General features: G+C 51.5%; 23 protein-coding genes and 1 riboswitch. All 23 genes read left to right on the forward strand.

Translation table 11 applies throughout. From position 1 onward, the window contains the following. Window positions 1-137: 137 nt before the first annotated feature. Complete coding sequence (gene spoIIAA / locus AC6ESO_RS10505) at window positions 138-491, forward strand: anti-sigma F factor antagonist (protein WP_494818899.1); 354 nt, start codon at window positions 138-140, stop codon at window positions 489-491. Next, complete coding sequence (spoIIAB, locus tag AC6ESO_RS10510) at window positions 488-934, forward strand: anti-sigma F factor (protein WP_497091308.1); 447 nt, start codon at window positions 488-490, stop codon at window positions 932-934. The genes spoIIAA and spoIIAB overlap by 4 nt, the downstream gene beginning before the upstream one ends. Before the next feature lie 20 nt (window positions 935-954). Further along, entirely contained in the window at window positions 955-1,710 is a 756-nt protein-coding gene (gene sigF, locus AC6ESO_RS10515; protein ID WP_494818901.1) for an RNA polymerase sporulation sigma factor SigF, read from the forward strand. Window positions 1,711-1,838: 128 nt separating this feature from the next. Beyond that, the gene (locus tag AC6ESO_RS10520; RefSeq protein ID WP_497091309.1) at window positions 1,839-2,504 is read left to right on the forward strand and encodes a stage V sporulation protein AA; all 666 of its coding nucleotides are present in this window, start codon (window positions 1,839-1,841) and stop codon (window positions 2,502-2,504) included. Beyond that, on the forward strand, window positions 2,497-2,940 hold the full coding sequence (locus tag AC6ESO_RS10525; protein ID WP_494818903.1) for a stage V sporulation protein AB: 444 nt from the start codon (window positions 2,497-2,499) through the stop codon (window positions 2,938-2,940). The genes AC6ESO_RS10520 and AC6ESO_RS10525 overlap by 8 nt, the downstream gene beginning before the upstream one ends. 180 nt (window positions 2,941-3,120) lie before the next feature. Beyond that, window positions 3,121-4,701: a spore germination protein gene (locus tag AC6ESO_RS10530; RefSeq protein ID WP_497091626.1), complete on the forward strand. Its 1,581-nt coding sequence runs from the start codon at window positions 3,121-3,123 to the stop codon at window positions 4,699-4,701. A 132-nt stretch (window positions 4,702-4,833) separates the two neighbouring features. Then, window positions 4,834-6,165 (forward strand): diaminopimelate decarboxylase, encoded by a 1,332-nt coding sequence (gene lysA, locus AC6ESO_RS10535; RefSeq protein ID WP_497091310.1) that lies wholly within the window; start codon window positions 4,834-4,836, stop codon window positions 6,163-6,165. A 26-nt stretch (window positions 6,166-6,191) separates the two neighbouring features. Then, window positions 6,192-6,623 (forward strand): peptidylprolyl isomerase, encoded by a 432-nt coding sequence (locus AC6ESO_RS10540; RefSeq protein ID WP_494818905.1) that lies wholly within the window; start codon window positions 6,192-6,194, stop codon window positions 6,621-6,623. Window positions 6,624-7,187: 564 nt separating this feature from the next. Continuing rightward, window positions 7,188-7,391: riboswitch (FMN riboswitch) on the forward strand. A gap of 150 nt (window positions 7,392-7,541) precedes the next feature. Then, window positions 7,542-8,666, forward strand: a complete 1,125-nt coding sequence (ribD, locus tag AC6ESO_RS10545; protein ID WP_497091311.1) for a bifunctional diaminohydroxyphosphoribosylaminopyrimidine deaminase/5-amino-6-(5-phosphoribosylamino)uracil reductase RibD — start codon at window positions 7,542-7,544, stop codon at window positions 8,664-8,666. A 20-nt stretch (window positions 8,667-8,686) separates the two neighbouring features. Next, window positions 8,687-9,376, forward strand: coding sequence for a riboflavin synthase (gene ribE, locus AC6ESO_RS10550; RefSeq protein ID WP_497091312.1), 690 nt, complete (start codon window positions 8,687-8,689; stop codon window positions 9,374-9,376). Between the two features lie 35 nt (window positions 9,377-9,411). After that, window positions 9,412-10,638, forward strand: a complete 1,227-nt coding sequence (locus AC6ESO_RS10555; protein WP_497091313.1) for a bifunctional 3,4-dihydroxy-2-butanone-4-phosphate synthase/GTP cyclohydrolase II — start codon at window positions 9,412-9,414, stop codon at window positions 10,636-10,638. 57 nt (window positions 10,639-10,695) lie between these two features. Then, window positions 10,696-11,166: a 6,7-dimethyl-8-ribityllumazine synthase gene (gene ribH / locus AC6ESO_RS10560; RefSeq protein WP_494818909.1), complete on the forward strand. Its 471-nt coding sequence runs from the start codon at window positions 10,696-10,698 to the stop codon at window positions 11,164-11,166. A gap of 36 nt (window positions 11,167-11,202) precedes the next feature. Further along, the gene (locus AC6ESO_RS10565) at window positions 11,203-11,988 is read left to right on the forward strand and encodes a segregation/condensation protein A (RefSeq protein WP_494818910.1); all 786 of its coding nucleotides are present in this window, start codon (window positions 11,203-11,205) and stop codon (window positions 11,986-11,988) included. Further along, the gene (gene scpB, locus AC6ESO_RS10570; protein WP_497091314.1) at window positions 11,957-12,571 is read left to right on the forward strand and encodes an SMC-Scp complex subunit ScpB; all 615 of its coding nucleotides are present in this window, start codon (window positions 11,957-11,959) and stop codon (window positions 12,569-12,571) included. The genes AC6ESO_RS10565 and scpB overlap by 32 nt, the downstream gene beginning before the upstream one ends. 69 nt (window positions 12,572-12,640) lie before the next feature. Then, window positions 12,641-13,336 (forward strand): DUF2953 domain-containing protein, encoded by a 696-nt coding sequence (locus AC6ESO_RS10575; RefSeq protein ID WP_497091315.1) that lies wholly within the window; start codon window positions 12,641-12,643, stop codon window positions 13,334-13,336. Window positions 13,337-13,419: 83 nt separating this feature from the next. Further along, window positions 13,420-13,872 carry a GerW family sporulation protein gene (gene ytfJ / locus AC6ESO_RS10580; RefSeq protein WP_494818913.1) on the forward strand — a complete coding sequence of 151 codons (453 nt, stop codon included), beginning with the start codon at window positions 13,420-13,422 and terminating at the stop codon, window positions 13,870-13,872. 131 nt (window positions 13,873-14,003) lie between these two features. Continuing rightward, a complete protein-coding gene (locus AC6ESO_RS10585; RefSeq protein ID WP_497091316.1) occupies window positions 14,004-15,212 on the forward strand; it encodes a D-alanyl-D-alanine carboxypeptidase family protein in 1,209 nt (402 codons plus the stop codon). After that, on the forward strand, window positions 15,206-15,886 hold the full coding sequence (locus AC6ESO_RS10590) for a nucleoside recognition domain-containing protein (protein WP_497091317.1): 681 nt from the start codon (window positions 15,206-15,208) through the stop codon (window positions 15,884-15,886). The genes AC6ESO_RS10585 and AC6ESO_RS10590 overlap by 7 nt, the downstream gene beginning before the upstream one ends. 37 nt (window positions 15,887-15,923) lie before the next feature. Then, window positions 15,924-16,412: a spore maturation protein gene (locus tag AC6ESO_RS10595; RefSeq protein WP_497091627.1), complete on the forward strand. Its 489-nt coding sequence runs from the start codon at window positions 15,924-15,926 to the stop codon at window positions 16,410-16,412. A gap of 121 nt (window positions 16,413-16,533) precedes the next feature. After that, window positions 16,534-17,274 carry a pseudouridine synthase gene (locus tag AC6ESO_RS10600; protein WP_090976791.1) on the forward strand — a complete coding sequence of 247 codons (741 nt, stop codon included), beginning with the start codon at window positions 16,534-16,536 and terminating at the stop codon, window positions 17,272-17,274. Window positions 17,275-17,376: 102 nt separating this feature from the next. Beyond that, window positions 17,377-17,904, forward strand: coding sequence for a redoxin domain-containing protein (locus AC6ESO_RS10605; RefSeq protein ID WP_494818916.1), 528 nt, complete (start codon window positions 17,377-17,379; stop codon window positions 17,902-17,904). 18 nt (window positions 17,905-17,922) lie between these two features. Beyond that, window positions 17,923-19,587: a cytochrome c biogenesis protein ResB gene (gene resB, locus AC6ESO_RS10610; protein WP_497091318.1), complete on the forward strand. Its 1,665-nt coding sequence runs from the start codon at window positions 17,923-17,925 to the stop codon at window positions 19,585-19,587. Further along, the gene (ccsA, locus tag AC6ESO_RS10615; protein ID WP_497091319.1) at window positions 19,584-20,843 is read left to right on the forward strand and encodes a cytochrome c biogenesis protein CcsA; all 1,260 of its coding nucleotides are present in this window, start codon (window positions 19,584-19,586) and stop codon (window positions 20,841-20,843) included. Before resB ends, ccsA begins: the two co-directional genes overlap by 4 nt. Window positions 20,844-20,864 lie beyond the last annotated feature (21 nt).

The raw sequence follows: 20,864 nt of genomic DNA on the forward strand, positions 1-20,864 counted from the left end.
CGGGGGGCAGGAAATGAAAGCTGAAGCGTAGAATTGCTTGTTCAACACTAACTTATCCATCGTCTGCTTTACGCTGGCTGATGGATAGCTTGTGCTCCGCAATAGCAGGGCAATAATCGTTAGGAGTGAACAACAGTATGAGTCTTCAGATCGAATTGGAGCATTATCGAAATGTACTGATCGTTAGACTGCGGGGCGAGCTTGATCACCATACCGCGGATGTTGTCCGGTTCAAGATGGAAGAAGCGATTCTGCATGGCAACAGCGCCCACATCATTCTCAGCCTGAAGGATTTGCTGTTCATGGACAGCTCAGGACTTGGCGTTATTCTCGGCAGGTATAAGCAGCTCAAAGCCAGAGGCGGCAAGATGGTAGTATGCGATGTCAATCAAAGCGTCTACCGGCTGTTCGAACTGTCGGGATTGTTCAAAATATTGCCGATTCACGAGAACGAGCGGCTCGCGCTCACAAGTTTGGAGGTCGTTTCATGAACGGAAGAAATGAGATGACACTTTCATTCTCCGCACGTTCGGAGAATGAAGCGTTCGCGCGTGTTGCGGTTGCGGCTTTCGTATCTCAGCTGGACCCGACAATGGAAGAATTGAACGATTTGAAGACGGCTATCTCCGAAGCGGTAACCAATGCGATTATTCACGGCTATGACGGCGACCCGAACGGCGTCGTTACGATCGAAGGCTTCATTGACGGGGATGTCGTTAAGCTTACCGTCCTTGACAAGGGCAGAGGCATTGAAGATCTGGACCTTGCACGCCAGCCGCTTTATACCTCTAAACCGGAAATGGAGCGCTCCGGCATGGGATTTACCATTATGGAGAACTTCATGGATGGCTTCGATGTGTTCAGCGAGCCGGGCAACGGGACGTCGATCGCGATGACAAAGCGCATTGAATCGAAAAAAGCGCTGTTTAATTAGGCGCATAGGGGTTGGACCGCATGAATGTCGATATGAAACAAACGGCGCAGCCTTATTTGGATGACTCCGAGGTCAAGCGGCTCATTGCGCTTAGTCAATCCGGAGATACGCTCGCGCGCGATACGCTCGTGCAATGCAACATCCGGCTCGTATGGTCCGTAGTTCAGCGGTTTATGGGGCGTGGCTATGAACCGGAAGATTTGTTCCAGATCGGCTGCATCGGCTTGCTCAAATCGGTCGATAAGTTCGATCTCTCCTATGAAGTGAAGTTTTCCACTTATGCAGTGCCGATGATTATCGGCGAAATTCAGCGTTTCCTACGGGATGACGGGACGCTTAAGGTAAGCCGCTCGTTGAAAGAGACGGCCAATAAGGTGCGTAAGACCAAGGATGAGCTGTCCAAGGTACTGGGCCGACTCCCGACGATTAAAGAAGTGGCGGAGCGGCTAGGCATCACCCCTGAGGATGTTGTCTTCGCTCAGGAGGCGAATAAGCCGCCGACGTCTATTCATGAGACCGTGTTTGAGAACGACGGTGATCCGATAACGCTGATGGACCAAATCGCCGATGATTCCCAAGATCGCTGGTTTGACAAGCTGGCGCTGAATGAAGCGATCGGCGGCTTGTCGGAGCGGGAGCGGCTCATCGTATTTCTCAGGTATTATCGGGATCAAACGCAGTCGGAGGTCGCCGCAAGGCTAGGTATCTCGCAGGTACAGGTATCCCGGCTGGAGAAAAAAATATTGCAGCTGATTCGCAATCAAATTGCGCAATGAGCGCTGCTCACCAAAGCCAAATTGCCCGAAGGGGCAATTTGGCTTTTTTTGCTGTGTTTGTTCCGATTATCCTGTCCCTCCTTTAATCATACTAACAAGGAAATCCTGACTGGAAAGGGGGTGCCGGCATGAACGCTGACATGCAGCCCAACTTGTATTTGCGCCTTCGCAAGCGGATAGGTATACGACCGGGCGAGCACGTGACGCTGGGTCATGCCGCCCGCTTATTCTCAAGCGATGCCGAGCTGGAACGAAGGCTTACGTCGCTGGTGCTTCACCGCCATTCAAGGAAGGACGGCAATCGCGTCGTCATTGATTTGCTTCAAATCGTCAAGCTGATCCGGGAAGCAGAACCCGGAACGCTTGTTGATTCGTTTGGTGATCCGCAGGTGCTAGTCATTGTCGCAGATGCGCCGAGAAAACCTCGCATCGTCATCCTTATCGTCACTTGGCTGCTGCTGTTCTTTGGCTCCGGCTTGGCGATTATGAATTTCCATACGGATGTCAGTATGAAGGAAGTCCATTCTCGCATCACCGAGATGGTAACCGGTACGAAAACAGAGCATCCGCTGTGGTTCCAAGTGCCTTATTCGATCGGGATCGGCATTGGGATGCTGGTGTTCTTCAATCATCTGTTCCGCAAACGGTTCAATGAAGAACCCAATCCGCTCGAGGTTGAGCTCTATATGTATGAGGAGAATGTCAATGCTTACGTCATTGCCGATGAGATGCGTAAGAAAAGCGAGGCCGGCTCAGCGTTAAAACAGCCGAGAACGGGGATTGACGATGGCTAGTGCAGCAGCGAATCTGTTTGTCGCGATACTGGGCTTTGCAGGGGGACTTGGGGTAGGCAGCGCGCTTGTCGCCCTGTTGATCGTGCTGGATGTGATCCCAAGGCTGGCACAGCTGGCCTACGCGTACCGGAAGTCCATTTGGTTCGAAACGGCGGTCGTTTGCGGCGCCGTGTTCTGGTCGCTTGCCGATTTCCTGGATTGGCGGCTGATGCTGCCAAGGACCGGGACATTGGCATTTATCGGCACGTTTGACGGAATTTTCGTCGGGATGCTCGGCGCTGCACTGACTGAGGTCATGAATGTGATTCCGATTCTGGCCAAACGAATGAGGCTCAGCCGCTATATGGTTAGTTTGGTGATGGCGATGATGCTTGGCAAAGTAACCGGCTCCTTATTCGATTGGCTCATTTTTCAATGGATGGATGATGCATCGTAATACCGATTGGAAGGGAAGGAAGGGTTCGATATGAGTGGACGCGAGACTGGCGACAATGAAGAACAAACGGGTTCAGGCTTCAAGAAGCCCGTTCATGTTTTCTGGTATGACAGCGAAGGCAAGTTGAAAGAAAATGAGGGGGAAGAAGAGACGAGGGGGGAATCAGGCACCGGCGCAGAAATGCATCAGGATGAGGGTGGGGAGGGGATACAGTTCTCTGAGCCTCCGTTTGCAGAAGAAGATCAGCCGATTATCAGTCATCGCAAACGGCTGAAGTCGCAGACCGAGAAGCCCAAAGTTCCGATTCCTCTGAAGATGGAGGATTTCCTGCAGAAGCTGGAGGACGAGGTTGGCTATAAGATGAGCTTCGATATTGTTGTCCGTGAGATGACCTTCGGCAACAAACGAACCGCCTTCTTCTTCCTGAATGGCTTTGCCAAAGATACGGTGCTGACGGAAATTATCAAACGGTTGACCTACCTGGAATCGGAGGATCTCTCCACCGATGTGCTGCATGATTTCTTCGATCTCTATGTGTCGGCCGTGCAGGTGGCGCAGGAGCAAGACTGGGAGCTCATGCTGACGAATGTACTTGCAGGGGGAACTGCGATGTACATCGAAGGTCAATTGACCGTGCTGCTCATCGATGCGAAGGCTTTCCCGGCGCGAAATCCCGAGGAGCCTTCCTTAGAGCGGGTCGTCCGCGGAGCAAGGGATGGATTCGTCGAGACCATGCTCGTCAATGTGACGCTCGTCCGCCGGCGGCTGCGGGATAAGAAGCTGCGCTATGAGATTATGCGTGTCGGGGAACGAACGCAGACCGATGTTTGTATCGCGTACATCGACGATATAGTCGATAAAGAGATGCTCGAGTCCATCAAGGATAAAATCAAAAATATCAAGATCGACGGCTTGCCGCTTGCCGATAAGCAGTTGGAGGAGGCTACGGTGAAGCGGGGCTGGAACCCGTTCCCGCTCGTCCGTTATTCGGAGCGTCCGGATACGGTAGCCGTCCATCTGATGGAAGGGCATATCGCCCTGTTTGTGGATACAACGCCGAGCGTTATGATTTTGCCGACGACATTCTTTGATCTTGTACAGCATGCGGAAGAAAATCGGCAAACGCCGTTTATCGGCACCTATTTGCGTTGGGTCCGTTTTTTCGGGATTGCAGCTTCTTTGTTCCTGCTTCCCTTGTGGTTCCTCTTCACGCTCAAGCCGGAGCTTAAGCCGCCGGCGCTTGATTTCATCGGGGCGCAGAAGCCGGGGAAACTGCCGATGGTCGCGCAATTTCTGCTCGCTGAGGTCGGGGTCGATTTGATGCGAATGGCATCCATTCATACGCCGACGCCGCTTGCTACGGCTATGTCTTTGATTGCCGCCATCTTGATTGGCGACATCGCCGTGAAGACGGGACTATTTGTCAATGAGGTAGTGCTGTATATGGCGATTGCCGCGATCGGGATGTTCGCGACGCCAAGCTATGAGCTTGGCCTTGCCAATCGCATAATCAGGCTGCTTCTCATTGTCGCTGTAGCTATATTCAGAGTGCCTGGTTTTATGGTCGCGACGACTGTCGTATTCATCATGCTGGTCATGAGCCGCTCCTTCAACAGACCCTATATGTGGCCGCTTATCCCGTTTGACGCCAAAGGATTGATGAGCATAATCATCCGCGTGCCGGTGCTTTCGAACCGGACAAGGCCGAATTTGCTGAAGCCGCAGCAGCGGGATCGGATGCCTACTGGCAAGCATCGCTGAATGCTTTTGCAAAAAATGCAAATCAAATGTGGATTTATCCATTTCGGCCATTGACCGAATACGCTATACTGATGTTAAATGGTGCAAACATAATCATTGGGAATTTCATGGGAGAAAACGGAGGAGAACTACATGTACTTACACGGTACTAGCAAAATTAATGCACAAGGCCATCTGGAAATCGGCGGCTGCGATACGGCTGATTTGGCCGCACAATTCGGAACACCCCTTTATATTGTCGACGAGGCGCTCGTTCGTCAGAGAGCTCGTGAGTACGTCGAAGCTTTCCGCGCTTCAGGCCTTAAATTCCAAGTGGCGTACGCAAGTAAAGCATTCAGCGTAATGGCTATGTGTACGATCGCTGAACAAGAAGGTCTGTCGCTGGACGTTGTGTCCGACGGCGAGCTGTATACAGCGATTAAAGCGGGTTTCCCTGCAGCGCGCATCCACTTCCACGGCAACAACAAAACGCCGGAAGAGATCAACATGGCGCTTGATGCGAACATTGGCTGCTTCGTAGTCGATAACTTTAACGAATTGTACCTGCTTAACGCTTTGGCAGGCGACAAAGGCAAGAAAGTAAACGTATTGCTTCGTATAACACCAGGTGTTGAAGCACATACACATGAATATATCACCACAGGCCAAACCGATTCCAAATTCGGATTCGACCTTGGTAACGGCACAGCTTACAAAGCCATTCAAGAAGCAGACGCTCAGCCTAATCTGGAGCTGCTTGGCGTTCACTCCCACATCGGTTCGCAGATTTTCGAGGTTGAAGGTTTTACGATGGCGGTTGATAAAGTTGCCGGCTTCGCTGTGAAAGTGCGCGAAGAGCTGAACATCACGTTCCGCGTCATCAACCTTGGCGGCGGCTTCGGTATCCGCTATGTCGAAGGCGATACTCCGCTGCCGATTTCGCAATACGTGAACGCGATTACGGATTCCATCAAAACGAACTTCTCGGCAGCCGGCTATCCGCTTCCTGAGATCTGGGTTGAGCCCGGCCGCAGTATGGTTGGCGATGCAGGTACGACGCTGTACACGGTTGGGACAAGCAAAGATATCCCTGGCGTACGCAAGTACATTGCCGTCGATGGCGGTATGACAGACAATCCGCGCCCTGCGCTGTATGAGTCCAAATACGAAGCGGTTCTAGCTAACCGTGCCAATGATGCCCTCGAAGAAACGGTTACAGTTGCAGGCAAATGCTGCGAGAGCGGCGACAAATTGATCATCGATTTGGAGCTTCCTAAAGCGAATAGCGGTGACTTACTTGCTGTATTCTGCACAGGCGCGTACAATTATGCTATGGCGAGTAACTACAATCGCATTCGCCGCCCAGCAGTCGTCTTTGTAAAAGACGGTGCAGCTGACGTAGCTGTCAAACGGGAATCGCTTGACGATATTATCGGCAATGACGTCATTCCTGCGCGTATGCAGCAAACGTCGGCAGCTAAATAATAGGGTTTTGAGGAGGCAGCAATACAATGGCAAAACAAGCAAAAATCACGATGGAAAACGGTGCAGAGGTTCATATTGACCTGTTCGAGAAGGACGCACCGAGAACGGTAGCAAACTTTGAGAAGCTGACAAACGAAGGCTTCTACAACGGTTTGACGTTCCACCGCGTTATCCCGGGCTTCGTCGCTCAAGGCGGATGCCCGAACGGTACAGGCACTGGCGGCCCAGGCTACCAAATCGATTGCGAAATCAATCCGAACAAACATGAGCGTGGAACGCTCGCTATGGCGCATGCGGGCCGTAACACTGGCGGAAGCCAGTTCTACATCGCGTACCAGCCACAGCCGCACCTTGATGGTGGACATACTGTATTCGGTAAAGTGTCCAAAGGCATGGAGCATGTCGATGCTTTCAAAGGCCGCGACAAAATGAGCAAGGTTGAAATCGTAGAAGTGTAAGAAATGAAGGGGTTGCCCGTTGTGTCATCTGGTGATGGCAGGGGGCAACTCCTTTTTTGTTTACGCACTGGAAGAGGTTATGTACATAAATGGAAGTCTCAGTTAGCGTTTGAATCGATTTCACAGGTGTTTGGAGTGTGAGAGTTCGAAAATGGAACTCTCAGCGTCCAAAGCGTGCATGAAAGAGGTCGAGAGTATGATAATGGAACTCTCAGTTAACGTTTGAATCGATTTCACAGGTGGTTGGAGTGTGAGAATACGGAAATGGAACTTTCAGCGTCGAAATCATGCATGAGAGAGGCTTAGAGTACGGAAATGGAACTCTCAGTTAACTTTAGAAGCAAACGTCGAATTCGCAGCCTAGTCTCGCTGATCGTGGAGGGGCTTGCCTTCCCTGAGCAGTCCAAGTAACACTCGAGTACACCGAAAACGAGCTTTAATCAAGCATTTAGCAAGAAACGAAAACATGAAAAATAGGAGCTGCCGGTTCTTATAAGAAGCACGTGGCGGAAACAAGTTGCAATTTCCATGGTGAAGTGGTAACATTTCTACAAAGTATTTGCGTTTTTCCTTCGGGGTAGGGTGAAATTCCCAACCGGCGGTGATCAAAGGGCTGTGCTGCTCGATAATCGAATGGCAGCCGATAACTTTGTCAGTCCGTGACCCGGGTCACATTGTTCCAGACGCCGAGTGGCATGGGGCATGTGAAACGGTGGACCTGGTGCAAATCCGGGACCGACAGTAAAGTCTGGATGGGAGAAGGAGACTGTACGCGAATTCCATTTTTTCATTTCTCGCCAACTTTGTTCTTTTTTTCACAATGTTGATGAGTTTGTTTGAATGTGTCTTCGAATACGTCCCTTTATGGTTTTTTCAACCCATCACCCCGTTGGCCGACTGCCAAGGGGTGATTTTTTTATGTCAATCGCAGTATTGAACGACGAAATGTATATGCGGCTCGCACTGGATATGGCGTCAAAAGCACAGGGGCAAACGGATATTAATCCGGTTGTCGGCTGTGTGATAGTCAAGGATGGACGCATCGTTGGACTTGGCGCGCATCTTCGGCGAGGCGAAGGTCATGCAGAAGTGCATGCACTCAACATGGCCGGAGATCAAGCAGAAGGTGCGACCGCATACGTAACACTGGAGCCGTGCAGCCATCATGGCCGAACACCGCCATGCTGCGACCGATTGATTGCAGCTAAGGTAGCAAGAGTAGTCGTAGCGTGCACAGATCCGAATCCGCAGGTTGCAGGCCGAGGAATTGCGAAACTGCAGCAAGCGGGGATTGAGGTAGAGGTTGGCATTCTCGGCGCAGAATCTACACGCATGAATGAAATGTTTAATAAATTTATCGTCACTCGGCTCCCGTTTGTCACCATGAAATCAGCGATGACCCTGGATGGGAAGCTGGCGGCCAAGACCGGCGACAGCAGATATGTCAGCGGTACGGGGGCCAGAGAGCTGACACATACGCTGCGGCATCGGCACATGGGCATTATGGTCGGCGTCGAGACGGCGCTGGCCGACGACCCTGAGCTTACGACTCGGCTGACCGTGCCTGCCGTACATCCTGCTCGCATTATAGTGGATTCAACGCTTCGACTGCCGCTTGGGGCAAGAGTGATTCAAGATCGCTCCTCACGTGTCATTGTGCTTACGACTGAAGGTGCTGATCCGGTAAAAGAAGCCTCACTCACAGAAGCGGGCGTTGAAGTAATCCGCTGCGGAAGCGGGGGCCGAGTAGATCTCAAGCTTGCCATGCGTAAGCTGGGTGAACTAGAGATCGGCTCCATCCTGCTAGAAGGCGGCGGCAAGCTGAACGGGGCCATGCTGGAGCTTGGGTTAATCGATAAGCTGCTTCTGTTTATAGCACCGAAGCTTATTGGCGGCTCCGGCGCACCGGGCGTCTTCCAATTCGAAGGCTTTGATAAAATGTCCGATGCCATTAGGTTGGAAGAGATGGCCGTGGAACGAGTCGGAGACGATGTTCTGATCAGTGGCTATCTGCGCAATGGAAATGAAGAACGTGCAAACTAAAGGGAGAGGGGGAGAGAACGTTGTTCACGGGACTTATTGAAGAAGTCGGCACACTTAAGAAGACCCATAAGCAGGGGGAAGCGATGGTTCTGACGATCGAAGCCCCTCACATCCTGAAGGACGCCGCCATCGGCGACAGTATTTCCGTCAATGGCGTATGTTTGACGGTGACCGAGCTCAGTACCACTATATTCACTGCAGACGTCATGCCGCAGACGTTCCGGCACACGAATCTAAAGGATATAAGACCTGGCGAGCGTGTCAATCTGGAGCGGGCTATGCAGGCAGGCGGTCGTTTCGGCGGTCATATTGTACAGGGGCATGTTGATGGGACAGGCGAAGTGCTTAGCCGAGAGAATAATGTGAACGCGGTTGTGTTTACAATCCGTCCCCATGATTCCGGACTTATGCGCTATGTCGTTCCTCAAGGCTCCATTACGCTTGATGGCATCAGCTTGACGGTAGTGACTGCGAGCACAGACAGCTTCTCCGTCTCCATCATTCCGCACACGCTTCGCGAGACTGCGCTGCAACTGAAGCAAGCCGGCAGTGTAATCAATGTAGAATGCGATGTGCTAGGCAAGTATGTCGATCATCTGCTTCATTTTAAAGGCGAACGTCCACAAGCAGACGCAAGAGGCAACAGCAAAGCTTCGGAGCCGAAGAGCAGTATAACGGCAGCTTTTTTGGCAGAGAACGGTTTTATGTAAATAGAGACAGACAGCCTTGATAAGGAGAGTGAGAAATGATGAGTACCCCAGCATTTGATACAATCGAGGAAGCCATTTATGATTTGATCTTAGGCAAAGCGATTATAGTCACGGATGACGAAGACCGAGAGAACGAAGGCGATCTAATTGCACTTGCCAGTAAAGCAACTCCCGAGATTATCAATTTTATGATCACGGAAGCCCGCGGACTCGTATGCGTGCCTATTACAGCCGAACGGGCCGAGGAGCTGGATCTTCCGCCGATGGTGCAGCGCAACACGGACTATCATGGGACGGCCTTCACGGTTTCCGTTGACCATGCTTCAACGACAACTGGCATTTCCGCCTATGAGCGTTCGCAAACCATTCAAGCACTGATGGACGGTTCCGGCGCGAAAGCAGACGATTTCAGACGCCCGGGCCATATTTTCCCGCTTATTGCGAAGAAGGGCGGCGTACTGCGCCGTGCCGGTCATACGGAAGCCGCAATCGATTTGGCTCGCATGTGCGGCTCCAAACCCGCAGCAGTCATCTGCGAGATTATTAAAGAAGACGGCTCCATGGCTCGCCTGCCGGATCTCATCGAATTCAAAGCGAAACATAATTTGAAGCTGATTTCCATTCAGTCGCTGATCCACTACCGCAATGAGAAGGAAAAGCTGGTTGAACGTGTCGTGGATGTGAAGATGCCAACGGATTACGGCGTGTTCCGCGCCGTTGCCTACACGAACGAAGTAGATAACAAGGAACATGTTGCCTTGGTTAAAGGCGAAATCGATCCGGCTCAGCCAACGCTTGTCCGTGTTCACTCCGAATGTTTAACCGGCGATGTGTTTCATTCCCATCGTTGCGACTGCGGTCCTCAGCTTGAAGCGGCGCTGCGCCAAATCAACGAAGCCGGCAATGGCGTACTGCTCTATATGCGCCAAGAAGGCCGCGGTATTGGCTTAATCAACAAATTGAAAGCCTATCAGCTGCAGGAGCAGGGATTAGATACCGTCGACGCGAATATTAAACTGGGCTTTGCCCCGGATTTGCGCGAATACGGCATCGGAGCTCAGATTCTTAAAGATCTCGGTATCCGCAAGATGCGTCTTCTGACGAACAATCCGCGCAAAATTCGCGGTTTGGAAGGATACGGGATCGAAGTGGTCGAACGTGTTCCGATTCAAATGGACGCGAACGAAGACAACAACAGCTATTTGCACACCAAAAAGTCAAAGCTCGGCCATTTGCTGAATTTTGATGAATTGCCACAATAAATCACAACAAACTAAACTAACCTTGCTAACAAGGAAAACCGAGAGGATGAATAATCAATGCCGCAAGTTTTTGAAGGACATTTAATTTCTGAAGGAATGCGATATGGTGTAGTTGTAGGACGTTTTAACGAGTTTATTTCCAGCAAGCTGCTTGGCGGAGCACTCGATGCATTCAAACGTCACGGCGCTGCGGACAGTGAAGTGGATGTAGCTTGGGTACCGGGGGCATTCGAAATTCCGCTTATCGCGCAAAAGATGGCCGAGAGCGGCAAATACGACGCTGTTATCACGCTTGGTGCCGTTATTCGGGGGTCAACTCCTCACTTCGATTATGTATGTAACGAAGCGGCTAAAGGCGTTTCCGCTATCGCGCTGAAAACCGGCGTTCCAACGATCTTCGGCGTGTTGACGGTAGATTCAATTGAGCAAGCCATTGAACGTGCAGGTACGAAAGCCGGCAATAAAGGCTGGGAAGCCGCGGTTACGGCCATCGAAATGGCGAACCTGACTAAAGTGCTGCAAGGCTAGGCTAAGACGAGAATAGTGTAGGAGTTGGCTTTCACCATGGCGGTGACGTATAAGCTGGAATCGTTCGAAGGACCGCTCGATCTTCTGCTTCATCTCATCGATAAAGCGGAAATCGACATTCACGAGGTGTCCATCAGCGAAATAACGGATCAATATATGGACTACTTGAATGCGATGCAAGAACTGGAGCTGGAGGTCACGAGCGAATTTCTCGTCATGGCGGCCACGCTGCTTTCCATCAAAAGCAAACAGCTGCTGCCGAAACCGCCGGTCATCGATCACGACGACTTTGACGACGAATGGCCCGATGACGGGCTTGATCCTCGTGATGAGCTCATCGCGAAGCTGGTGGAATACCGGAAGTATAAGCAAATCGCCGAGCAGCTCCGCGAACAAGAATTCGAGCGGAGTCTTGTCTACACGAAGGAGCCGGAGGATTTGACGCCTTTCATGAAGGCTATTCCGGAGAATCCGGTCAAAGGACTGAATGTCGGCGATCTCATCGCAGCCTTTCAGAAAGCGCTCCGCAAAGCGGCAAGACGCAATGTCATCGCGACCATTCAGCGAGACGAAATTTCGGTCAAAGACCGTATACGCGATATTATCGAGGTGCTCCGCGAATTCGAAACGGTCCGCTTCTCTAAGCTGATCCGTGACGATATGAGCCGGCACGAGGTAGTCGTTACCTTCCTGGCGCTTCTTGAGCTGATGAAAATGAAGCATATTCGTTGTTATCAGCACAGCCTGTTTGATGATATCGTCGTGCATTGGAGAGGAGAAGCAGTCGAAGGTGGATTTCTCGAAACTGAAGTCGATTATTGAGGGTCTGCTGTTCATGGCCGGGGATGAAGGGCTGACGGCAAAGCAGCTATCAGAAATTCTAGAGCTGGATGCAGCTGTGGCGGCAGACATCGCGAAAGATCTTACGAAGGATTTGAAAAGCAAGAAGCGCGGCATTCAGGTTTCCTTCGTAGCCGGTGCCTATCGGCTTACGACCAACCCTGCGCATGCAGCCTACTTCGAGCGAATGGCTTATTCGCCGACTCGTTCCAGTTTGTCGCAGGCGGCGCTTGAGACGTTATCTATCGTTGCTTACAGACAACCGATAACGCGTGTCGATATTGAGGAAATCCGCGGCGTGAAGAGCGACCGGGCCATTGCATCGCTGGTGAACAAGGACTTAATCGAAGAGATCGGCCGCGCCGAGCAAATCGGCAGACCGATTCTGTATGGAACGACGAAGTCGTTCCTCGATTATTTCGGACTGGCAGGTCTTGATGCGCTGCCTGAGCCTTCGGCAGTGATCGACGATTCCTTGGACGAGCAGACGCAAGCGCTGTTCGAGAGGCTGGAAGGCCGTCAAATGACGCTCGAAGAGATGCCTACTCCAACAGAAGAAAGCTAGAAACAAGAATGAGATTTGTCCGCTAGGTCATACTATATCCGACCAATTAAGGGAAACGGGGGAAACGCCATGTTAGGCTACCCGCTCGGATGGATGATCGGGACAGGTCTCTTTTTTTTGCTCTTGATCATTGCGCTATCGTCTCCCGTTGTGATTCGCGGCCATATGAAACGGATCGGCAGCGATGATGATGCGGAATTGCGCATTCGGGCACTTTTCGGTTTGATTCATTATCATTGGCAGCTGCCGATTGTGAAATTCAAAGGGATGAGCATCGAATTGAAACAGGAATTGACGGCGGAGAACGCAGGCGGGGTTGATCTGGATGCCAAGATGAACAAAGTGGATGCGAATTCGATTATGAGTTCCATCGACAAAGCGCATTTGCTGCTTAAGCATACGGACGACATGCTCGGCTGGGTTCGCATCACGCTAGGACATGTAAGACTGACAGAATGGCAATGGCGGACTGCGGTTGGCACGGATGACGCCATGTGGACGGCCATGCTGACCGGCATGGTCTGGTCGGTGAAGACTACGACAATCGGCGTCTTATCGCAGCTCGTACGGTTAACCACGGAACCGAGTTTTGTGGTTGAACCGGTGTACCAGAAGCCGCATTTCTCAACGGAGGGCCAATTTACGGCAAAGGTGCCGTTCGGTTATGCGATTTTTGCCATTGTGCGGTTATTCGTCCGGATTAAGAAAGCTCACGGACTTCCGGGCGGCTTGCTCGGCTTACAGCGTATTCTGCTTCGCGGCTGATTACATAATGCTCCTTCAGCGGGGGAACGATATGAACGGCAAGGTGCAGCTACCGACTTTGAACCAAGGAGGACTTTTTTGAGATGACAGACCATCCGATACAAGGGTTAATGCAGACAGCAATGGAAAATATTAAGGAAATGGTGGATGTAAATACCATAGTTGGAGATCCTGTCCAAACTCCGGACGGCAGCGTCATCATGCCGATATCGAAAGTGGGCTTCGGCTTTGTCGCGGGGGGCAGTGATATCCGGTTCGACGAGCATAAGCACGGAGAAGCGCATAACGCGGCCGTGCAATTGCCATTTGGCGGCGGTAGCGGCGGCGGGGTATCCATAACGCCAATCGCTTTCCTTGTCGTAGGCACGCAGGGGGTACGTATTGTACCGCTGGATAATCAGACTCATTTGATGGAAAAGGTCATTGATTCTGCGCCGCAAGTGTTCGAGAAAATCCAGAGTATGTTCAAAAAAGGAACGACAAGCAGTGACAGCGGGCTGGAATCAGTCCTCATCGAAAGTATGGATGGCCACTAAATGCATATGGAACCGTCCCTGCGGGGCGGTTTCTTTTTTTTTAGGACGGGCTTGGTAGTATATCTCATGGACCGGTTCATATACTGGTACAAGACCATGTTCTTGCCCGCCAGTTTCGAAGGAGGAAGTGTATGAGGTCGAGATTCACCCGAAAATGGTACAAACTGATTCTGCTTGCAACCGCGGCTTTGCTCTCCCTGTCCGGAATAACGACAGCTGCCGCTGCTCCGAAACAGACCGTTTCGACACATGCCAAAGGCGCTGCGCTGATCGATGTGGAGTCAGGGCGTATTCTTTACAGCTATAACGGGGACAAGCCCATGCTTATTGCAAGCTTAACGAAAATCATGACAGCGATTGTAGCCATCGAGCACGGCAAACTCACGGATAAAGTGAAGACGAGTATTCGGGCGGCAGGGAAAGAAGGGTCGTCCATCTACTTGCAGCGCGGTGAGGAAATGAGCTTGCAAAATATGCTTTACGGACTGATGCTTCGATCCGGGAATGATGCGGCAACAGCCATTGCCGAGCATGTCGGCGGTACGGAGGAAGGTTTCGTCCATATGATGAATGAAAAGGCGCAGATGCTCGGCCTGTCTAATTCCCAGTTCATGAATCCGAGCGGCCTGGATGCCGAGGGACACTATTCCTCAGCAAACGATTTAGCCAAGCTCACTGCCTACGCCTTGAAGAACCCGGTGTTCAAAGAAATCGTGAAGACAAAGGAGAAGAAAGCTCCGAACCCAAACGATAGCTGGGACTACCTATGGCGGAATAAAAATAAAATGCTGTCGATGTACGAAGGGGCAGACGGGGTTAAAACGGGCTATACGAAGAAATCGCTTCGTACTTTAGTCAGCTCCGCTACGCGCAATGGCCAGCAGCTTGTCGCCGTTACCTTAAATGACGGTGATGACTGGCAGGATCACCGAAAGCTGCTCGACTTCGGATTTGCCAATTTCCACTTAACCGAAGTGACGCATAAAGGCCAATCGATCAACGGGTATCCCCTTGCAGTTGGACGAACGCTGCTCTATCCGTTCGCTGACGGCGAGCAGCAGCAGCTTCGCTCGAAGCTGACGTTGATTGATGCGAACTCTACAGCGTACAAACTTGGTGAGCGCGGAAAGCTGGAATGGTTTGTCGGCGAGGAGAGAATCGGCTCGACCCCGGTGTTTGATCCGCAGAGTCAGCGCATTAAACTGCCGGAGAAACCGGCTTGGGTGATCGGCGATCAATCGGAGTCAGCCTATGGCGGATTATCGTCTGCTTCCTTCCGCCGGGCGCTGACCGTCACGCTATCGACTTTGTTTGGAGGGAAGGAGGCCGGGGGATGGTAAACTTCATTTGGCTTTTCTTTATTGCGGTCAGCTTCGTTGCAGCAATTGTGAATGGTCGAATGGAAGCCTTGACCGAGGCCGCGTTCGAAGGGGCGAAGAGCGGAGTCACAGTCAGCTTCGGGCTTATCAGCGTTATGGTATTCTGGCTGGGGCTCATGCGGATTGGCGAGGATGCCGGTCTGCTTCGCAAAATCGCCGCCTTGCTGCAGCCGGTTGTCCGGTTTCTGTTCCCAGACGTGCCGAAGGGTCATCCGGCCCTCGGTTACATAATGAGCAACATGAGTGCAAACATACTTGGGCTTGGCAATGCGGCAACACCAATGGGAATCAAAGCAATGCAGGAGCTTCAGAAGCTGAATCCGGACAAAGAGACTGCATCCGCAGCCATGTGTACGTTGCTTGCGCTCAATACCTCCAGCATTACGCTGGTTCCTACAACGCTGATTGCCATTCGTATGACGTACAGCTCTGCGCATCCCGCGGAGATTGTGGGGACAACGTTAGCCGCTACCTTAATCGCGACGGCCGCAGCCATCGTTGCCGACCGCTGGTATCGGAAACGATATCGCAATAAGCCGCCGCGCTGGACAAGTCGTGATGGAACGGCAGCACCTCCTCGAAGCGTGGAGTCGCTAACCGCAGACGGACAAGGAAAGGGTGAGGCCGTTGTATGAGTGGATAACGGCCATCTCTGCTTGGATCATCCCGTTCATGATCGTGTTTATCCCGCTATATGCCGCTTTTAAACGCGTGCCGGTATATGAAACGTTTATTGAAGGCGCTAAGGATGGCTTCGGTACGGCCATAAACATAATTCCGCATTTGGTCGGTATGATGGTGGCGATCAGTATGTTCCGCGCATCGGGCGCGATGGACATGATGGCAGCGCTGATACGGCCTTTGTTCGATGGCTTAGGCATACCAAGTGAGGTATTGCCTCTCGGCCTGCTCAGGCCGCTTACCGGAGCAGGCTCGCTGGCTTTCACGACGGAGCTTATTAAAACTTACGGACCCGATTCCATGATTGGACGAATATCGTCAACGATTCAAGGCAGTACGGATACGACGCTATACGTGCTCACGGTTTATTTTGGAGCAGTAGGCATCAGGCGCAGTAAATATGCACTTAAAGTCGGTTTGTTTTCAGATTTCGTAGGTTTCTTCGCTGCTATTATTATATGTTTAATGGTATTTGGCTAACTTGTCCGGATAAAGCCCATAGGAGTGCGGCACTTACGGTGCATCGCTCTTGCGGGCTTATTTGTTGTCCACTTTCTTTCCACCTGTCTTTTAGGGTATGATGGTGGGTGAGGTGAAATCATTGGAACGTTTACAGAAGATTTTAGCGCAGGCGGGCGTCGCATCGCGCCGCAAATGCGAGGAGCTCATTTTGTCCGGTCAAGTACAGGTCAATGAGGAGACAGTTACCACACTGGGTGTCAAAGCAGACCCGGCCGTTGATATCATTACGGTTAAGGGCCGCAGAATCCAGAGTGAAAGCAAGCTTTACTTGATGCTTCATAAACCCAAAGGCGTCATTACAAGTGCGAGTGACCCGCAGGGACGTAAGATTGTGGCGGACTATCTGCCCGGCATAACAGAGCGTGTCTATCCTGTTGGCCGGCTTGATTATGATACGGAAGGTTTGCTGCTGCTTACGAATGACGGCGAGTTTGCGAACTTATTGACGCATCCAAGCCATCACGTACCGAAGACCTATTGGGCCACTGTAAAAGGGGTGCCGCATGGTACGGCGCTGGAGCGGCTGCAGCAGGGCATTCTGCTTGAGGACGGAATGACAGCACCTGCTGAGGTAGAGTATCACGATGTAAATACAGAGAAGAATCAGGCGACGATTACGATCACGATCTACGAGGGCCGCAACAGACAGGTCCGTCGGATGTTCGATGCCATTAACCATCCGGTATTGCTGCTTCGCCGCGTACGATTCGGTGAATTGGGCTTACACGGACTGGCGCGTGGAAAGTTCCGCCATTTAACACCTAAAGAGGTCCAAGAGCTGCGAGCAGCGGCTGTCAAGACACATAAAATTCAAAAATAACGAGCGACGGCAACCTCAATTGCCGTCGAATTTTCGTTATAATGATAGTATTCGATTGAAGTAAAATGCAGCATAAGAACGGGCGGTGACTAACGAACATTTATGAAATCGAACCGCAGGCTCATTCAACTGGTTATTTTTCTGGGCGTACTGCTCCTCGGGGGCTATGCGATCGGCAATGCCCTGTTTAGTTCTCACGACGGGCTTCCGCGGAAAGGCTCCAAACCGCCGGATTTCGCCCTGCTCGGCATGGACGGCCAAACACACCGGCTCGCAGACTACAAAGGCAAAGCGCTTGTCATTAATTTCTGGGGTACATACTGCCCGGGCTGCGTAACGGAGACACCGGACTTGGTTGCTCAATACGCTAAGCATAAAGACAAGCCGTTTGAAGTTGTCGGGATTAATCTTGGCGAGGACAAATTGACCGTTTCTAATTTTGCAAAGCAGTTTGATGTCAGCTATTCAATTCTGCTTAACGAGAACAATGACGTACAGCGAAAGTACGGTTTGAAGTCGTATCCCACTACCTTCTTTGTGAAGCCGGATGGAACGATTCAAGACATCTTTGTCGGACCGATGGCGGAAGCGGACATGGACAAGCGCATCGAGAAATTGCTTCAGTCCTAGTCGAAGGAGGTTTTTTGCATGTTGACTTTTGAAAATACGAAATGCGAATGCGGTCACCAGAATCCGGTCGGAACCGTACTTTGCGAGCATTGCGGTAATCCGCTGGACGGCGAAGAGGCGGAGAGCGAAGCGCCGCTTGAGATGCGCTACGACGGCATTGCCCGCCGCTCGCAGAAGAGCAATCCATCACCGATTGACCGCGTTTGGAACTTTTTCTCTTCGGTTAAGATCGCTGTTCGATTGATCGTCATTACACTGATTGCGGCTATGGTCGGCACGATTTTCACGCAAGAGAATGCCTTTATCTCATTTGATCCTACGACGTATTACGAAGAGCGTTACGGTTGGATCGGCAAATGGTATTATAAGCTCGGCTTGTCCAATACGTACGAGTCGTGGTGGTTTATCGGACTATTGGTTATGATCGGAACTTCGCTTGTTATTTGCAGTCTTGACCGTGTGCTGCCGCTCTATCGGGCATTGAACAAGCAGCAAATTCGAAAGCATAACAACTTCTTGACCAGACAGAAGACCGTGTATACGAGCGATATTGAGGGCTCCGCAGAGAATTGGACCGCGGCTATGGCCAAGGAGCTGAAGCGCAAGCATTATAAGGTTCATCATGAAGGCGACGCGCTGCTGGCGGAGAAGTATCGGTTCAGCCGCTGGGGACCTTATATTAATCATATCGGCTTGATTATCTTCTTGCTCGCGGTATTGCTTCGGACGCTTCCCGGTTGGGCAATGGACAACTACGTAACGGTGACGGAAGGGGAAACGGTTCAAATCCCCGAAACGAATTATTACGTAAAGAACGAGAAGTTTACGATTAATTATTATACGGATGCTGAGCTTCCGGAATCGCTGAAAGGGACACCCCGGGCTAAGCTCTATGAGACGAAGGCCGTGTTGTATGAATGCGAGGCGGATTGCGATGACCCATCTAAGCAGCCGCAGCTGAAGGAAGTGAAGCGTCACAATATTATTGTGAACGATCCGCTTTCCTACAAAGGCATCAAGGCGTATCAGTTCGGCTTTGACGATACACCGAAGCTGAAGGCTGTACATCCCGTTCTGATCGATCATAAGACGGGTAAAACCTATGGACCCTTTGATCTTGTCATGCGAAATCCGGAATTAACCTATACGCTTGGACCGTACACGCTTGAACTCCGCCAGACGTACATGGATTTTGCGCTGGACGCGGAGGGCAAGCCGACAACGAAATCCAAGGAGCCGAATGCTCCGGCATTTGTGTTCGTCATGAAAGGCCCGGATTTGGCGGCAGACGGCGAGCCGTATATGTACTTCCCGAAACAGACGGACAAAGCGAGATTCAGTCAAGACCTCATCAATGGGGAGTTGGCTAAACGATTCGAGCTGAAGGTGCCGGCTATGGAAGGCGTTGAGTTCGCAGGTGTAATGACCTCGCTCAACATTCGCTCGGATCGGGCGATGCCCTATATTTGGGTAGGGGCCGGCATCTCGATGTTCGGACTGCTGCTGGGTTCTTATTGGCATCACCGCAGAATTTGGCTTCGCATAGACGGCGGCCGCGTCACGCTAGGCGCACATACGAACAAGAATAATTACGGCATGCGTGCCGAGGTCGCTTCCGCGTTGCGCGGTTTAGGCGTCGTCGTAGAGCCGAAGTCGCTCGATAACGGGAGGAACAAATCGTGAGTTTGCTTGATTTTAGCAGCGACGCCTTTATAGTCGCATTTTTCTTGTATTGCTTCGGATTTATGTTTTATGGCGTTTCGGCACTGGGCCGCAAATGGAGTAACCGCAGCCCGGAAGAGCATGTTCGCCGCTGGGGCCGTTTCGCTTACGCGGTATCGATTCTCGGATTTGCTTCGCATCTTACGTTCTTTATTACACGCTGGATCGGCGGAGGTCACATCCCGACCAGTAACATGTATGAGTTTATGACCTTCTTGGCGATGGCGATCATGTTTGCTTTTATCGTCGTCAATGCCATTTACCGCAAACCGCTGCTTGGTTTGTTTACACTCCCGCTGACGGTTGTGATCGTTGCGTATGCGGCGGTATTCCCGCAAGAGGTACAGCCGCTTATCCCGGCGCTCCAATCCATCTGGCTTAAAGTTCACGTTACGACAGCGGCAACGGGCGAAGCATTCTTCGCGGTCGGTTTTGCAGCCGGACTTATGTACTTGCTTCGTACGGTCGACTTCAAGAAAACGAGTCCGCAAGCAAGACGCGAACAACGCTGGGTCGAATTTACGCTCTATGTTATCGTACTCATCATTGCCTTTATCGGTTCGGTCTTTGCCTTCCGCGGTGCAGGCTATGAAGCGTCATTCAAGCAAGAGAATGTGGTTATCGATGATAAAGGGATTGAAAGCACGACGACCGAAACGGTAGAATACTCCCTTCCACCGATCTTTAAACCTTTCAACAGCCAGGATGTATCGGTTGATCCTTTCCTCGGCGTGAAGAAACCACTGATGGAGACGCCGTCGTGGATGAAAGGTGTCAATGCTGCACGGAAGCTGAACACGATCACGTGGTCCATTATAAACGGGACGATTCTATACGGACTTCTGCGCCTCGCTTTGCGCAGGCGCATTGGGGCCGCGATTCATCCGCTTATGGATGGCATCGACGAAGATGATATCGATGAAATCAGTTATCGCGCCATTGCAATCGGGTATCCGATCTTCATGTTAGGCGCGCTCATATTCGCGATGATCTGGGCTTACATCGCTTGGTCGCGTTTCTGGGGCTGGGATCCGAAAGAGGTGTGGGCGCTTATTACTTGGCTGTACTACACAGCCTACCTGCACTTGCGTCTATCGCGCGGATGGCATGGCTCCAAGTCGGCATGGCTCGCGGTTATCGGGTTTGTCGTCGTTATGTTTACGCTGATTGGGGTTAACTTGGTCCTCGTCGGCTTGCACTCTTATGCAGGCGTTTAAAGATGATTAGCGCAGAATTGA

Source organism: Paenibacillus rhizoryzae, assembly GCF_059686995.1.

Excerpts from the sequence above, each read along its gene's own strand:
- resB (WP_497091318.1), top strand. The coding sequence starts at position 17,923 with ATGTTGACTTTTGAAAATACGAAATGCGAATGCGGTCACCAGAATCCG.
- AC6ESO_RS10565 (WP_494818910.1), top strand. The coding sequence starts at position 11,203 with ATGGCGGTGACGTATAAGCTGGAATCGTTCGAAGGACCGCTCGATCTT.
- AC6ESO_RS10530 (WP_497091626.1), top strand. The coding sequence starts at position 3,121 with ATGCATCAGGATGAGGGTGGGGAGGGGATACAGTTCTCTGAGCCTCCG.
- AC6ESO_RS10520 (WP_497091309.1), top strand. The coding sequence starts at position 1,839 with ATGAACGCTGACATGCAGCCCAACTTGTATTTGCGCCTTCGCAAGCGG.
- AC6ESO_RS10540 (WP_494818905.1), top strand. The coding sequence starts at position 6,192 with ATGGCAAAACAAGCAAAAATCACGATGGAAAACGGTGCAGAGGTTCAT.
- AC6ESO_RS10585 (WP_497091316.1), top strand. The coding sequence starts at position 14,004 with ATGAGGTCGAGATTCACCCGAAAATGGTACAAACTGATTCTGCTTGCA.
- AC6ESO_RS10605 (WP_494818916.1), top strand. The coding sequence starts at position 17,377 with ATGAAATCGAACCGCAGGCTCATTCAACTGGTTATTTTTCTGGGCGTA.
- AC6ESO_RS10595 (WP_497091627.1), top strand. The coding sequence starts at position 15,924 with ATGATCGTGTTTATCCCGCTATATGCCGCTTTTAAACGCGTGCCGGTA.
- AC6ESO_RS10555 (WP_497091313.1), top strand. The coding sequence starts at position 9,412 with ATGATGAGTACCCCAGCATTTGATACAATCGAGGAAGCCATTTATGAT.
- ribD (WP_497091311.1), top strand. The coding sequence starts at position 7,542 with ATGTCAATCGCAGTATTGAACGACGAAATGTATATGCGGCTCGCACTG.
- AC6ESO_RS10525 (WP_494818903.1), top strand. The coding sequence starts at position 2,497 with ATGGCTAGTGCAGCAGCGAATCTGTTTGTCGCGATACTGGGCTTTGCA.
- AC6ESO_RS10575 (WP_497091315.1), top strand. The coding sequence starts at position 12,641 with ATGTTAGGCTACCCGCTCGGATGGATGATCGGGACAGGTCTCTTTTTT.
- ytfJ (WP_494818913.1), top strand. The coding sequence starts at position 13,420 with ATGACAGACCATCCGATACAAGGGTTAATGCAGACAGCAATGGAAAAT.
- lysA (WP_497091310.1), top strand. The coding sequence starts at position 4,834 with ATGTACTTACACGGTACTAGCAAAATTAATGCACAAGGCCATCTGGAA.
- ribH (WP_494818909.1), top strand. The coding sequence starts at position 10,696 with ATGCCGCAAGTTTTTGAAGGACATTTAATTTCTGAAGGAATGCGATAT.
- spoIIAB (WP_497091308.1), top strand. The coding sequence starts at position 488 with ATGAACGGAAGAAATGAGATGACACTTTCATTCTCCGCACGTTCGGAG.
- AC6ESO_RS10590 (WP_497091317.1), top strand. The coding sequence starts at position 15,206 with ATGGTAAACTTCATTTGGCTTTTCTTTATTGCGGTCAGCTTCGTTGCA.
- sigF (WP_494818901.1), top strand. The coding sequence starts at position 955 with ATGAATGTCGATATGAAACAAACGGCGCAGCCTTATTTGGATGACTCC.
- spoIIAA (WP_494818899.1), top strand. The coding sequence starts at position 138 with ATGAGTCTTCAGATCGAATTGGAGCATTATCGAAATGTACTGATCGTT.